The organism is Streptomyces sp. enrichment culture, from assembly GCF_964273255.1.
Classification (GTDB): domain Bacteria; phylum Actinomycetota; class Actinomycetes; order Streptomycetales; family Streptomycetaceae; genus Streptomyces.
In genome coordinates, this window is sequence record NZ_OZ186835.1 from 4,525,245 (window position 1) to 4,537,628 (window position 12,384).

Below are 12,384 nucleotides of genomic sequence, written 5' to 3' on the forward strand. Positions count from 1 at the left end.
ATCAGGACGGATACACGATGACGCGCGAGCTTCCTGCCCCGCCCCGTGCGGCCGAGTTCAGTGAGCTGATCAGCAAGAAGGTGGAGGAAGTCAGCTCCGCCCGCGGCACCCGGGAGACCGTGACTGTCGACTGGAACGGGCAGCAGGCCCATGTCGAAGTGATCGACCTGCCGCTCAGTAGCCTCTACTACAACCCGAGCACCCACCGAATCCGCGCTCAGCGTAGCCACGACCCTGTGCGCGACGAGTCGCTGGACAAGGATCCGTGGAGTGCGGAAAGCCAGGACTACCTGCAGTTCCTGCTCAAGGCGTCGCCGGCGAACCCGAACCTGCGGGACAAGGATTTTGACACTCTTAAGGACAGTCTCAGGGAGTTCGGGCAGAACGACCCCGGGCTGGTGACCCGTCACGGGGTGCTGGTGAACGGCAACACCCGGGCCGCCGCACTGCGCGAACTGGGCGAGCAGTCGATGCGAGTCGGCGTGCTGCCAGAGTCGTTCACCTGGGCCGACATCAACGCCGTTGAGCTGGCCTTGCAGCTGCGCAAGGACCACCGACGGGACTACTCCTACATCAACCGCCTCCTCGCCATGGAGGAACAGGCCGCGCTGGGGCGCACGCCGGAGCAGATCGCGAAGGACTTCCGGATTCAGGTCCGCACCTACCACCAGGAGCGCTGGATCCTGAGCACCATCCGTGAGCTCAACGAGCGCAGCCGCACGGGCGGTGGCAGCACCCTGCGCCTGGTGGACTGGGAAGGTGCCCAGGAGCGCCTCAAGGAACTTCACCGCCTCTACGTAAAGCTGGAAACGGTTGACCGTGACCAGGCGGACGTCCTGAGGGAGATGCGTCTGGCCGCCATCCTTCTCAACTTCTCGAAGACCGACGTCCGTCACATCGACGAGGACTTCCTCAAGGCAGGTTTCGACAAGCAGCTGCCCAGGGGTAGCGGCAGCGCGTCGCAGCCGCAGTCGGTGGCCGTCCCCGGTCTTGGCCTGGAGGTCCCCGCGGCCTCCTCCGCTGTGGCTGAGGCGCGTGCCATGAACGATGAGATTCTCCGAGCCGCCGCTGTGGTGCGGAGTGATGCGCCGGCCATCGGCGATGCGCAAAAGGCCTCCGCACAGGAAGTGTGGGACCGCGCGCAGATCGCCTTCGACAAGGCGATCGAAGCTGCTGGGCGCAGCGCTCGGCTGCGCAAGCGTAAGCAGCTCGCGCCGGCCCGGCTGGCCGACGCGTGCGCCAGCATTGATCAGTGCGTAAGTGACTTGGTGCAGGCGCGAACGTCCCGCAGCCTGGATGAGGAGCAGTTCGATGAGGCCGTGATCAAGTTGCGGGCCAGTCTGCTCAAGCTCGCGCAACAGGCGGGCCGTGGGCTGCCGCAGCCCGGCGAAGGAGTTGCCTGGCTGCTGCAGGCCGTCTCGGCGGAGGGCCCGCGTTGACCAACCTCAAGAAGTCACTGCGTCTGGGGTTTGACGAGACGCGGACCCGGGTCGTCCTGCGGACGACGGAAACGTATCAGCAGGACCTGGTCCAGCTGGCCGCCCGGTTCCGCACCGGCGGCCAGCTCGGCCCCGCGAGCGCCTCAGTCTCCTTGGACGAGCTGCTGGCGGATCTGGGAGTGCTCAGCACCTGGCCCGACCCGGCCGGTGTCGAGTGGGCGGATGACCTGCGGGACTTGGTGTCCGGGGTGGTCCGGGACGCTCAGACCGTTCAGGAACGGCTCGTGGGGCGTGAGACGCCGAGCGAAGTCTCGCCTGACGACGTCCCTGCGCTCCTCGGCGATGCCTGGAAGGGTGAACTCAGCTCGTTCCAACGCCGGGATATCGCCAAGCTCCTCTCTCTACAGCACGGTGCCAACTTCAGCGTCCCCGGCGCAGGGAAGACTCGTGTCGCGCTCGCTGTGTACGCGGCGCAGAAGGCGGCCGGCCGCGTGACCCGCCTGCTTGTCGTCTGCCCAAAGTCCGCGTACGAGTCGTGGCGTTATGAGACCGCCGAGTGCCTGATCCATCCTCTGCGGACCAACGTGCTGGACGGATCCATGGACCAGTGGGCTGAGGTGCTCGTGGTGAACTACGAGCGCCTCGACCGGTCGCTGCCCATGCTGGCCAGCTGGCTCAAGGCCGGACCGTCCATGATCATCCTCGATGAGGCTCATCGGATGAAGCTCGGGGCCCGGGGCACATACGGAGCGGCCTGCATGGCGCTGGGGCCGTTGGCGGCGCGCAGGCTCATCCTGACCGGTACACCGGCCCCGAACGGATCCCGGGACCTGGAAAACCTCCTCGGTTTCGTCTGGCCGGGTCACGGTCAGCGCGCGGTGGTTCAGGCGGTGGCAGGAGGAGACCTGGCTTACGCAAGCTCCGTCCTCCGGCCCCTGTTCACGCGTACGACGAAGCAGGAACTCGGCCTGCCGCCCATGCAGCTGGGGTTGCGCTACGTAGACATGCCGCCGCTGCACGACGAGATCTACGCATCTCTTGTGGGCGGTCTGGATGGCGGATCCGCACGTGAGGACCTGAGTGCGCTGGGCAGGACGGCGCTGCGGCTCCTCATGGCCGCGACGAGCCCGGCCCTGCTCCTGGAAGGAGGGAGCAAGTACGAGCCGCTTGCGTACCAGCTTCCGCCGCTGGAGGTCCCCGAGGGCAGTTCGCTGTACTCACTCATGCAGAACCTCCCTGACTACGAGCTGTCTCCCAAGTATCAGGAAGCTCTGGCGATCATCGCCGAGAACGCTGTCCAGGGCCGTAAGACGTTGGTATGGACAACGTTCGTCAGGAGCCTGACCACGCTGGAGCGCATGCTGGAGAAGTACAGCCCGGCTGTCGTCTACGGCGGCACCCCGGACCGGGAGGAGCAGCTGCGCCGCTTCCGGGAAGACCCGGCGTGCATGGTGCTCATCTCGAACCCGGCAACACTGGGTGAGGGAATCAGCCTCCACCATGTCTGCCATGACGCCGTGTACGTAGACAGGGACTTCATGGCTGGACGCTTCCTTCAGAGCCTTGACCGGATCCACCGTCTGGGGCTCGCCCCCGACACGGAGACACGGGTGACCGTCCTGGCCGTGCGGAACTCCATCGATGAGGTGGTGGCTGCCAGCTTGGAACGGAAACTTGAGTTCATGGGACGCATCCTGGACGACCCCACAGTGCAGCAGCTCGCCGACCTGGAAGAGGAACCAGCCGTCGCCGCCGGCCTGGCGCCGAGCGATGTCGAGGCGCTCTTGAGCCACATAGGAGGCCGCTGAGCCTCCGGCGTGCGGCGAGCAGCTTGGGGTTACCCTCTGCGGTGTGTCCCCCGAAGGTGAATGGCAAGCTCCGGAAGGTTCGTGGGCTTCCTCCGCAGCCCGCCGCCGCAATATGCAGGCCATCCGAAGCCGCGACACGAGGCCGGAGATCCTGATCCGGCGCCTCGTGCACGCCGCAGGACTGCGGTACCGGGTCGCGGCACGTCCTCTGCCAGACCTTCGCCGGACGGCTGACATGGTGTTTCGTCCGGCGAAGGTCGCGGTGTTCATAGACGGCTGCTATTGGCACGGTTGTCCAGAACACTATGTGCCGCCGAAAACAAATTCGGGATACTGGTCGGACAAGGTTACCCGGAACGTTAAGCGGGACCGCGAGACCGACCAGATCCTGAAAGAAACGGGCTGGCTCGTGCTCCGTTTCTGGGAGCACGAGCCCTCAGACTCCTGTGCTCACAAAATCGTCTTGACGGTGCTGGAGCGGCGCGGACATCGCCTGGCCCGTGGAAACTGAAATCTCCAGCTGCTGATTAATTTCATCTAGCGGCACAACACCGGCGGGCTCCATCGTATACATCTTCGTGAGAGTTTCACGGTATTCCGGACGCAGAACTGCAGCAATGGCCCGTCCTACGGCCTCCGCTACGGGAGGCGGGAAGGCGTTACCCACCTGACGATAGCGTGCTGTTTTGCGCCCCTGAAAATTCCAGTCCTCTGGAAATCCTTGGATGGCTGCAGCCTGTGTCACAGTGAGCATCGGGCCGGCCGGACGGAACAAATCACGCTCAGGGTCGCAGCTTTCAGGGTCATTAGCGATTCCCATGCCGTCTACGCCCAGCTCTTCCCAGGCGCGCTTGGCCCTGGTGGGGCCAAGGTCGGCACCACCATGCTTCCGTGACCCACCCACCAGCGTGGGAGCTACGGTCTTACCGGCTGCCGAGGCCTTGCTGATCTGTTCTCTCCACTTGTTATAGACCGCCTCGCCAGTTGCTTCGCCTGGGCCAGCTGGTTCGCCGTACCGGTTCTTGTCCCAAAATTCCTTGCAGCGGGCGAGCATGCTGCCCTCGAGCTTCTCAAGTACTGTTACTTCGTTTCCCTTGAGGCTGATGGGCCACTGGAATTCTGGGTCGCCTGGGCTGATTGCATCCCTGTGGATGGCGACCAGGATGGCGCGCGGACGAAGCTGCGGAACCCCGAAATGGCGTGCATCAAGCCGTCGCCATACTTTTCGCATGGCTAGGTCCTGGGTGTTCGCCGACAAATCTGGGTCTACAACGGGTACTAGATATCCGTACTGTCTAAGAGTGTCGAGGATTGAGGTCCTGTATTTGATGAAGACTTCCGGAGGCTCAAGAATGCCTCGAACGTTTTCAATCATCACAGCTTTAGGTCTGAGTGCATCGATGATGTCGAGTGCGGCCGGGAAAAGATCTCGTTCATCGTCCGGTCCGAGCCTGCGTCCCGCGAGAGAGAAGGGCGGGCACGGAACTCCGCCGGCGAGTAGGTCGAGTTCTCCCGGCTTCAAATCAAGGCTGCTGCATTCTTCGGATTCCAAAAAGTCCTTGACGTCCATCGGGCGGATGCTATTGGCCTTCTCGTCATCCCAGCCGGGCCAGCTGCCGACATTGGCTCGCAAGGTGGCCACGGCGTGAGCGTCCCACTCGACGAGGGCGCGGTGATCGAAGCCAGCGTTGTGCAGTCCGACGGCTTGCCCCCCGGCGCCCGCGCAGATCTCGATCGAGGTCAATGGCGAGGCGAACTGCGGTCGTTCCTGGCCGCTGCGGGGCATGCCGCTCCTCCTGAGGTCATGATCGTGCAAGGAGGAACAGTAATCGGAAGCTGTCCCTCGGTGCCAAGAGTCTCGCATCTTGCTCCCCGCGGTTGCCCGCGCCTCTATGTCAACAGAACAGTCATCGTGCGGAGAGACGCGCCAACCCGGCCCCGCATAAGCTGCCCCTATGGTGCAAAGCAACGCGACAGACGTCGACAGCTACCTCACTGCGGTCCCAGAAGACCGCCGAGGCGTCCTGGCGCGGGTGCGCGAGCTGTGCCGGGCCGAGCTCGGAGGGTTCGACGAGGTCATGGCCTACGGGATGCCCGCCTATGTGCGGGGCGGCGGTGGGGGGACCGCGGAGATCGCCTTCGCGAGTCAGAAGCAGTACATCTCCTTCTATCTCATGCGCGGCGACGTCCGGGAGGCGTTCGAGGAGCGCCTGGCCGGCCACGACATGGGCAAGGGGTGCCTGCGGTTCCGCAAGCCGGCGGACGTCGACTTCGAGCTGGTGCGGGATCTGCTGCGGGCGACCGCCGCGGAGCCGGGGGCGCCCTGCTGACGGGCACGTGACCGGGCGGCGCGGCGGACGCGAAGGCGGTGCGCCGCGGCTGTCGTCCCGCCCCGGCTGCCCTCCGCCCCGGCGGCCGGTGCGCCCCCGGCTGCCGTCCCGGCCCGGCGGACGGGCCGCCCCCGCAGGCCGCGCAGCCCGCGCAGGTCGCGCGGGCTGTCAGGCGGTGCCGTGGCACTCCCCGTACGTCCGGCCCGACCCGCACCAGCACGCCGCGCCCCGCTCCGGCGGCCAGGCCACCGCCCGGCCGCGGGCGGCGAGGGTGGTCGCGTACTGGGGGAGGAGGGCCGGGTCGTCGGGGGACGCGCCCTCCGAGGCGGCGAAGGCCTCGTAGGAGGGGACGGTGCCGGTGACGATGCCCAGGTTGGGGGTGCCGGAGGCGGCGAGTTCGCGCAGGGACGCCTCTATGGTCGCCAGGTGGCGTTCGGGGGAGGGGTACTCGGAGGCCAGCGACGGGCAGGCCGCAAGCAGTTCGGTCAGTTCGCCGGCCGGCCAGTGCAGGACGGCCACCGGGAAGGGGCGGGACAGGGCCTCGCGGAAGGCGCCCAGTTCCGCTCGCAGGCGGGTGATCTCGGCCTGCAGCTCCGCCGGGTTCTCCGAGCCGAGGGACCACACGCGCTTGGGGTCGTGCAGTTCGTCCAGGGTGATCGGCAGGGAGTGCACCGAGTCGGCGACGGCGTCCCACTCGTCGTGCGAGACGCCCAGCATCCGGCGCACGCGGTGGCGGCCGAAGAGGAGGGGGCGCGCGGCCCGGGTCGGCTCCGTGCCGGCGGGCAGGAGCAGGCGCACGGCCTCGGTGAACGTCTCCTGCGCGGCCTCCAGCTCGTCGTGCGCCTCCAGCGCCTCGGCGATGATCACCCAGGCCGCCGGGTCGTGCGGGGACGCCGTGCGGATGCCGTCGATGATGGCGCGGGCCTCCGCCTCGTGGCCGTACTCCCACAGGTTGGCCGCCTTGAGGGCGCGGACGAGGAACGGGCTCTCCAACGGGGCGCCGGAGGACAGCAGGCGGTCGTAGAGGGCGGAGGCGGCGGGGCGGTCGCCGGACAGTTCCCGGTGGGCGGCGGCCCGCAGCAGCAGGGCTTCGGCGTCCTCGGGGTACCGATCCGCGGTCCGTTCCAGGCGGTCCGCTTCCGCGATGTGGTCGACGTTCTCGGCAGGCGTGTCGGGGCGCATGGGGGACACCGTACTGCCGACGGGTGACGGGCGTGAGGCAGCGGTGGGCCTCTCCCGGCCTGCTGAGGCCTCTCCTGCCCCGCTGCGCGTTGCGTCCGCCCGGAGTCCGTGCTGTATAACGAAGAAGCCGGGACAGCCGGTGGCCGCGAGGAGCTGGTGGACGCCAGGAGCCGGGGCCCGCGGAGGCGGGGCCCAGACCGGGCGTCCGGACCACCGGCTCCGTGGGAACGGGCCGACAAGGCGGGCCGGCAGGACGGCCGGCAGAACGGTCCGGGAGAACGGGGCGGCGGACGAGCCCGGCAGTGCGGGCGTCTGCGGCATCCGGCGGGCCGTGGCCCATGGCCCGCGCACGCGTCCGGGGGCGAGGGGGAACGATGACGGAGGTGGCGGTCATGTCGCGTCGGCACGCGTGCCCGCGTGCCGTCCGTGGCCGTCTGCTCGCCGTGCTCCTCGCGCTCGTCCCGTTCGCGCTGCTGCTCGCCCTCCCCGACGCCGCCGGCGGGCTGTCCGCCGGTGTCGCGCTCGCCGCCACCACCGCCGCCGGGGCCGCGCTCACCGTCTGCGCGCTGGTCTCCGCGCGTTGCGCGCCCGCCGTGCCGCCCACGCGGGTGCGTACGGCGATGCGGGACCGGAAGCTGCGGACCGCCTTCCTGCCGCAGCGCGACCCCGACGCCCGGGGCCGCACCCGGCCACGGGCTCCCGGAGCCGCCCTCCCGGCGACCGCCGCCGCGTAGGGCCTTCCGGCGACCTCCACGTTCTTCCGCGTTCCGTGTTCCGTGTTCCGTGTTCCGCGGTGCGCGTTCCGTGCGCGTCTCTCCGGCCGGCCCTGTGCGGGGTCGTGTCGTCATGCCGTCCTTCCTCCCTCGGTGTCCCGCCCCCGCGGCCCGGGACGCCGTCCGGCACGACGAGACCCCCGGAGGGCTCACCCATGTCCGTCTTCGCCAGCCTGGTCGAGCATCTGGCCGACCTGCTCCAGCCGCTGTTCGGCGCCGCCTCGGCGGCCGCCGCGATCGTCCTGTTCACCGCGCTCGTACGCCTCCTCGTCCATCCCCTGTCCCGGGCCGCCGCGCGCGGCCAGAAGGCGCGGGCCGCGCTCCAGCCGCGCATCGCCGAACTGCGCGCCCGGCACCACCGTGATCCGGAACGGCTCCAGCGGGCCGTGCTCGCCCTGCACGCCGAGGAGAAGGTGTCTCCGCTGTCGGGGTGCCTGCCCAGCCTGTTCCAGCTCCCGGCGTTCTTCCTGCTCTACCACCTGTTCTCCAGCGAGACGGTCGGCGGGCGGGCCAACGCGCTGCTCGGGCACGAGCTGTTCGCGGCGCCGCTCGGCGGGCGCTGGACCGATGCGCTGGGCGACGGCGGGGTGTTCGGGGCGGCCGGGCTCGTGTACGTGGGGCTGTTCGCCGTGGTGGCGGTCGTCGCCGCGTTCGGCTACCGGCTGACCCGGCGGTCGATGGCCGCCCACCCCGCGCCGGCCGGGGGCGGCGGCGCGGCGGAACCGGTCCCGGCGCCCGGAGTGGCCGCGGTGACCCGGTTCCTGCCGTTCACGTCCTTCTTCACGCTGGTCACCGTGGCCGTCGTGCCGCTGGCCGCCGCGCTCTACGTGGTGACGAGCACGACGTGGAGCGTGGTGGAGCGGGCCGTCCTGTACCGGTGACGACGGGCCCGGCGCGCGGGCCGGGCGGGTCCAGTACGTGAACGGGGTCTTGCCGCGCGGACCCGCACTGTGGAGGATCGTCCGAGTCCGCCGAGGGGGGCGCGTCCCGCCGCACCGGTCGCTCCCGTCGGGCGGGCTCACGATCGAGCCCGTCCGACGGGCTCACGATCGAGGGAGACGTGACCATGAAGCTGCTGCGAGTCGGTACGGCGGGACGGGAGCGGCCCGCGCTGCTCGACGACAGCGGAATTCTGCGCGACCTGTCGGGCCTCGTCACGGACATCGACGGCACGCTGCTCTCCGACCCGGAGGCGCTCGCCCGGATCCGGACGGCCGCCGCTGCCGGTGAGCTGCCGGTGCTGGACGGGGTGGGGCTGGACGGGGCGGGGCTGCGGACCGGCCCGCCGTTGGCCCGGATCGGCAAGATCGTCTGCATCGGCCTCAACTACCACGACCACGCCCGGGAGACGGGGGCCGAGCCGCCCGCGGAACCCGTCGTCTTCCTCAAGGCGCCGGACACGGTCGTCGGGCCGGACGACCCGGTCCTGGTGCCGCGCGGTGCGCGCAAGACGGACTGGGAGGTCGAACTCGCCGTCGTCATCGGCCGTACGGCGCGCTACCTGGAGTCGGCGGAGGAGGGGCTGGCCCACGTCGCCGGATACACGATCGGGCACGACGTGTCCGAGCGGGAGTTCCAGATCGAGCGCGGCGGGACCTGGGACAAGGGGAAGAACTGCGAGACGTTCAACCCCCTCGGCCCCTGGCTGGTGACCGCCGACGAGGTCCCCGACCCGCAGGACCTGCGGCTGCGGCTGTGGGTCAACGGCACGCTGCGGCAGGACGGCACGACCGCCGAGCAGATCTTCCCGGTGAGCGAAGTCGTCCGCTACGTCAGCCACTTCATGGTGCTCCGCCCCGGCGACGTGATCAGCACCGGCACACCGGCCGGCGTCGCCATGGGCCGTCCCGAGCCGAAACCGTACCTGCGCGCGGGGGACGTGGTGGAGCTGGAGATCGACGGCCTGGGGCGGCAGCGGCAGGAGCTGCGCTCCGCCTGACCGGGCAGGGGCCCGTTGCCCGGTCCTGCAGGGTAGGCAGAGGGATCCCGCCCAGGTCGGGGCGGGTATAGCGCCGTGTTATCGCCAGCCGTTAGTACCCCGTTCGACGAATATCCGGGAACCTGTGCCGTACCCCACACCGAACTCCTGTGTCACGGGCCGGAGTTCGGATGGGGTGCGGTCCGGTGTTCCTCGCCGGGCCGCGTCCCCCACAGCAGAGCACGCGCCCCCTTGCGTGCCCGTCGAATCGAGGAACCTTGCGCATATCCCGGCTCGTTCCCGCGCTCGCCGCCGCCGCGGTGACCGTTCTCGCACTCCTCAGCCCCACCGCCGCCGCGGCCGAGGCACCGGCGGCGGCGCCCCCGGTCACCAAGGCGCCGCAGCCCATCATCGGCGGCGGCCACGCCTCCAGCGGTCCCTGGGCCGCGCGGCTGTTCTCCAACGGCAGAGAGACCTGCTCGGCCACCATCATCGCGCCGACCTGGATCCTCACCGCCAAGCACTGCGTCACCGGCGGCGGCCTGTCCTTCCGTATCGGCAGCCTGGACCAGCACAGCGGCGGCACCGTCGCCAACGGCGTCCAGACCTACACCCACGGCTCGGACCTCGCGCTCGTCCGCCTCGACCGCTCCGTGTCCGCGACCTACGCGCGCCTCGGCCAGCCGGGCACCGTCCGCGTCGGCCAGAACGTCCAGGTCTACGGCTGGGGCGCCACCTCCCGGTGCGGCTCCGAGGCCAACTGCCAGTCCCGGTACCTGAAGGTTGCCAACGTCACCGTCACCGGCGGCTGTTCGGACGCCTACGGAGGCTCCGCGATCTGCGCCCGCCGCGGTGACGGCATCACCGCCGGCGGCGACTCCGGCGGCCCGATGATGGCCAACGGCGTCCAGGTGGGCGTCGCCTCCACCAGCGACCGCCAGACGACCACGGCGTACACCAACGTGACGGCGTACCGCTCCTGGATCCAGTCGGTCGCGGGCGTCTGACCGGCCTGCCGGTCCCGCCTCCCGGTCCGCCTCCCGGTCCGCCTCCCGATCCCGGGCCCGGCCCGGAGCGCAGGTCGCTCCGGGCCGGAGGCGGACCGCCGACGGCCACGGGCCCTCACCGCTCTCGGTGCGGTGAGGGCCCGCTGTGCTCACTGGCTCACCGTGGGGCGCTCAACGGCTCACCGCGCGGCCAGGAACCGCTCCAGCGCCTCCACCACCATGCGGTGGTCCTGGAGCTGGGGCAGCCCCGACACCGTGACCGCGCCGATCACGCCCACGTCCGTCACGGTGATCGGGAACGAACCGCCGTGCGCCGCGTACGTGTCGGGGTCCAGGCGGGAGGATGCCTCGAACGTCGTCCCCTTGGCGCGGTGCCGGGCGCCCACGAGGTAGGAGGCGGAGCCGTAGCGCTCGACGACCCGGCGCTTGCGGGCGATCCAGGCGTCGTTGTCCGGCGTGGATCCGGGCAGCGCGGCGTGGAAGAGCTGCTGACCCGCGCGGTGGATGTCGATGGCGACCGGGGCCTGCCGCTCCCGGGCCATCTCCACCAGGAGGCAACCCAGCGCCCAGGCGTCGTCGTGGGTGAACCGGCGGAAGACCAGGCGCTGTTCCTGCGCCTCCAGCTCCTCGACGGTCGGGGTCACTTCGGGCTTGCTCACAGCGTCACCGTCACCTTCTCGGCGGCCGAACGGCGCGCCGCCTCCAGGACGTCGAGGGCGTCGGCCGCCTCCAGGGCGGTCACCGGGTTGGGGCCGCCGTCGCGCAGGGCCCGCGCCACGGCCGCGTAGTAGGCGGGGTAGTCGCCCGGCAGCGTCTCCACGGCACGTCCGCCGCCGGTCACCGGGGACTCCCCGGCGCCGACGCGGCCCCACAGCTCCTCCGGTTCCGTGCCCCAGGCGGTGGCGTCCGGGCCCGGCCGCGCACCGTCGCGCAGGGCGGCCTCCTGCGGGTCGAGGCCGTGCTTGACGTAGCCGGCCTTCGAACCGAGGACCCGGAAGCGCGGGCCGAGCTGGGCCGTCGTCGCGGAGACGTAGAGGTGGGAGCGGACCCCGTTCGCGTGCGTGAGCGCGAGGAACGTGTCGTCGTCGGCCATCGCGCCCTCCCGCCGGAGGTCCGACTCGGCGTAGACCGCGGTCACCGGGCCGAAGAGGACCAGCGCCTGGTCGACGACATGGCTGCCGAGGTCGTAGAGCAGCCCGCCGATCTCCGCCGGGTCGCCCGACTCCCGCCAGCCGCCCTTGAGTTGCGGCCGCCAGCGCTCGAAGCGGGACTCGAAGCGGTAGACGTCGCCGAGTTCGCCGTCGGCGAGGAGCTTGCGCAGGGTGAGGAAGTCGTTGTCCCAGCGGCGGTTCTGGAAGACGGAGAGCAGCAGCCCGCGTTCCTCGGCGAGCGCCCCCAGCTCCCGCGCCTCGGCCGCCGTACCGGCCAGCGGCTTGTCGACGACGACCGGCAGGCCGGCCTCGAGGGCGGTGGTGGCGAGCGGGACGTGGGTCCGGTTCGGGGACGCCACCACGATCAGATCCAGATCGGCGGCGCGGGCGAACAGCTCGTCGGGGGTCGCGGCGATCCGGACGTCCGGGTACGCGGCGCGGGCCTGCTGCTGCCGCTCCGGGTGGGAGGTGACCACCGTGTCGAGCGCGAGGCCCTCGGTGGCACCGATCAGCGGGGCGTGGAACACGGAGCCCGCGAGGCCGTAGCCGACGAGGCCGACGCGGAGGGGGTTGCCAGTCATGCCCCTACTTTCGCAACGCTGTTGCCAAAGTGCAAGCAGGAGGGACAATGGCCCCGTGAACAGGACGAACGGCGGACGGGAACCGGGAGCGGGGCAGGGGTCGGGAGCGGGGGCGCGGTCGGGGTCGGGGTCGGGCTCGCGCGGGGGACCGGGGCCGGGGCCGGGACCGGGCCTGCGGCCGGTGGCCGGCGGTGC

12 protein-coding genes are annotated in these 12,384 nt (G+C 70.4%); 8 read left to right on the plus strand and 4 right to left on the minus strand.

What is annotated here, in order from left to right:
* The first annotated feature begins 17 nt into the window (after positions 1-17).
* From ACSU53_RS19620 to ACSU53_RS19630, 3 genes are read left to right on the plus strand one after another with little or no spacing between them, the layout of a single operon-like run.
* The gene (locus ACSU53_RS19620) at positions 18-1,439 is read left to right on the plus strand and encodes a hypothetical protein (protein WP_437029500.1); all 1,422 of its coding nucleotides are present in this window, start codon (positions 18-20) and stop codon (positions 1,437-1,439) included.
* The gene (locus ACSU53_RS19625) at positions 1,436-3,247 is read left to right on the plus strand and encodes a DEAD/DEAH box helicase (protein WP_437029502.1); all 1,812 of its coding nucleotides are present in this window, start codon (positions 1,436-1,438) and stop codon (positions 3,245-3,247) included. Before ACSU53_RS19620 ends, ACSU53_RS19625 begins: the two co-directional genes overlap by 4 nt.
* A gap of 43 nt (positions 3,248-3,290) precedes the next feature.
* Entirely contained in the window at positions 3,291-3,758 is a 468-nt protein-coding gene (locus tag ACSU53_RS19630; RefSeq protein ID WP_437029504.1) for a very short patch repair endonuclease, read from the plus strand.
* Here ACSU53_RS19630 and ACSU53_RS19635 read toward each other — a convergent pair.
* The gene (locus tag ACSU53_RS19635; protein WP_437029506.1) at positions 3,684-5,033 is read right to left on the minus strand and encodes a DNA cytosine methyltransferase; all 1,350 of its coding nucleotides are present in this window, start codon (positions 5,031-5,033) and stop codon (positions 3,684-3,686) included. The two genes, ACSU53_RS19630 and ACSU53_RS19635, sit on opposite strands and share 75 nt — an antisense overlap.
* A 169-nt stretch (positions 5,034-5,202) precedes the next feature.
* On the opposite strand from ACSU53_RS19635, the gene ACSU53_RS19640 reads away from it, so the two are divergent.
* Positions 5,203-5,577, plus strand: a complete 375-nt coding sequence (locus ACSU53_RS19640) for an iron chaperone (protein ID WP_437029508.1) — start codon at positions 5,203-5,205, stop codon at positions 5,575-5,577.
* A gap of 168 nt (positions 5,578-5,745) precedes the next feature.
* Here the strand turns inward: ACSU53_RS19640 and ACSU53_RS19645 are convergent, their stop codons facing one another.
* Positions 5,746-6,759, minus strand: a complete 1,014-nt coding sequence (locus ACSU53_RS19645; protein WP_437029510.1) for an SEC-C metal-binding domain-containing protein — start codon at positions 6,757-6,759, stop codon at positions 5,746-5,748.
* Between the two features lie 392 nt (positions 6,760-7,151).
* On the opposite strand from ACSU53_RS19645, the gene ACSU53_RS19650 reads away from it, so the two are divergent.
* From ACSU53_RS19650 to ACSU53_RS19665, 4 genes are all read left to right on the plus strand, one after another.
* The gene (locus tag ACSU53_RS19650) at positions 7,152-7,493 is read left to right on the plus strand and encodes a DUF6412 domain-containing protein (RefSeq protein WP_437029512.1); all 342 of its coding nucleotides are present in this window, start codon (positions 7,152-7,154) and stop codon (positions 7,491-7,493) included.
* A 194-nt stretch (positions 7,494-7,687) separates the two neighbouring features.
* Positions 7,688-8,413 (plus strand): YidC/Oxa1 family membrane protein insertase, encoded by a 726-nt coding sequence (locus ACSU53_RS19655; RefSeq protein WP_437029513.1) that lies wholly within the window; start codon positions 7,688-7,690, stop codon positions 8,411-8,413.
* 185 nt (positions 8,414-8,598) lie between these two features.
* Positions 8,599-9,471, plus strand: coding sequence for a fumarylacetoacetate hydrolase family protein (locus ACSU53_RS19660; protein ID WP_437029515.1), 873 nt, complete (start codon positions 8,599-8,601; stop codon positions 9,469-9,471).
* A 257-nt stretch (positions 9,472-9,728) separates the two neighbouring features.
* Positions 9,729-10,457, plus strand: coding sequence for a S1 family peptidase (locus tag ACSU53_RS19665; protein ID WP_437029517.1), 729 nt, complete (start codon positions 9,729-9,731; stop codon positions 10,455-10,457).
* 179 nt (positions 10,458-10,636) lie between these two features.
* On the opposite strand, the gene ACSU53_RS19670 is transcribed toward ACSU53_RS19665, so the two are convergent.
* On the minus strand, positions 10,637-11,116 hold the full coding sequence (locus ACSU53_RS19670; RefSeq protein WP_437029519.1) for a heme-degrading domain-containing protein: 480 nt from the start codon (positions 11,114-11,116) through the stop codon (positions 10,637-10,639).
* Complete coding sequence (locus ACSU53_RS19675; RefSeq protein WP_437029521.1) at positions 11,113-12,189, minus strand: Gfo/Idh/MocA family oxidoreductase; 1,077 nt, start codon at positions 12,187-12,189, stop codon at positions 11,113-11,115. Before ACSU53_RS19675 ends, ACSU53_RS19670 begins: the two co-directional genes overlap by 4 nt.
* Positions 12,190-12,384 lie beyond the last annotated feature (195 nt).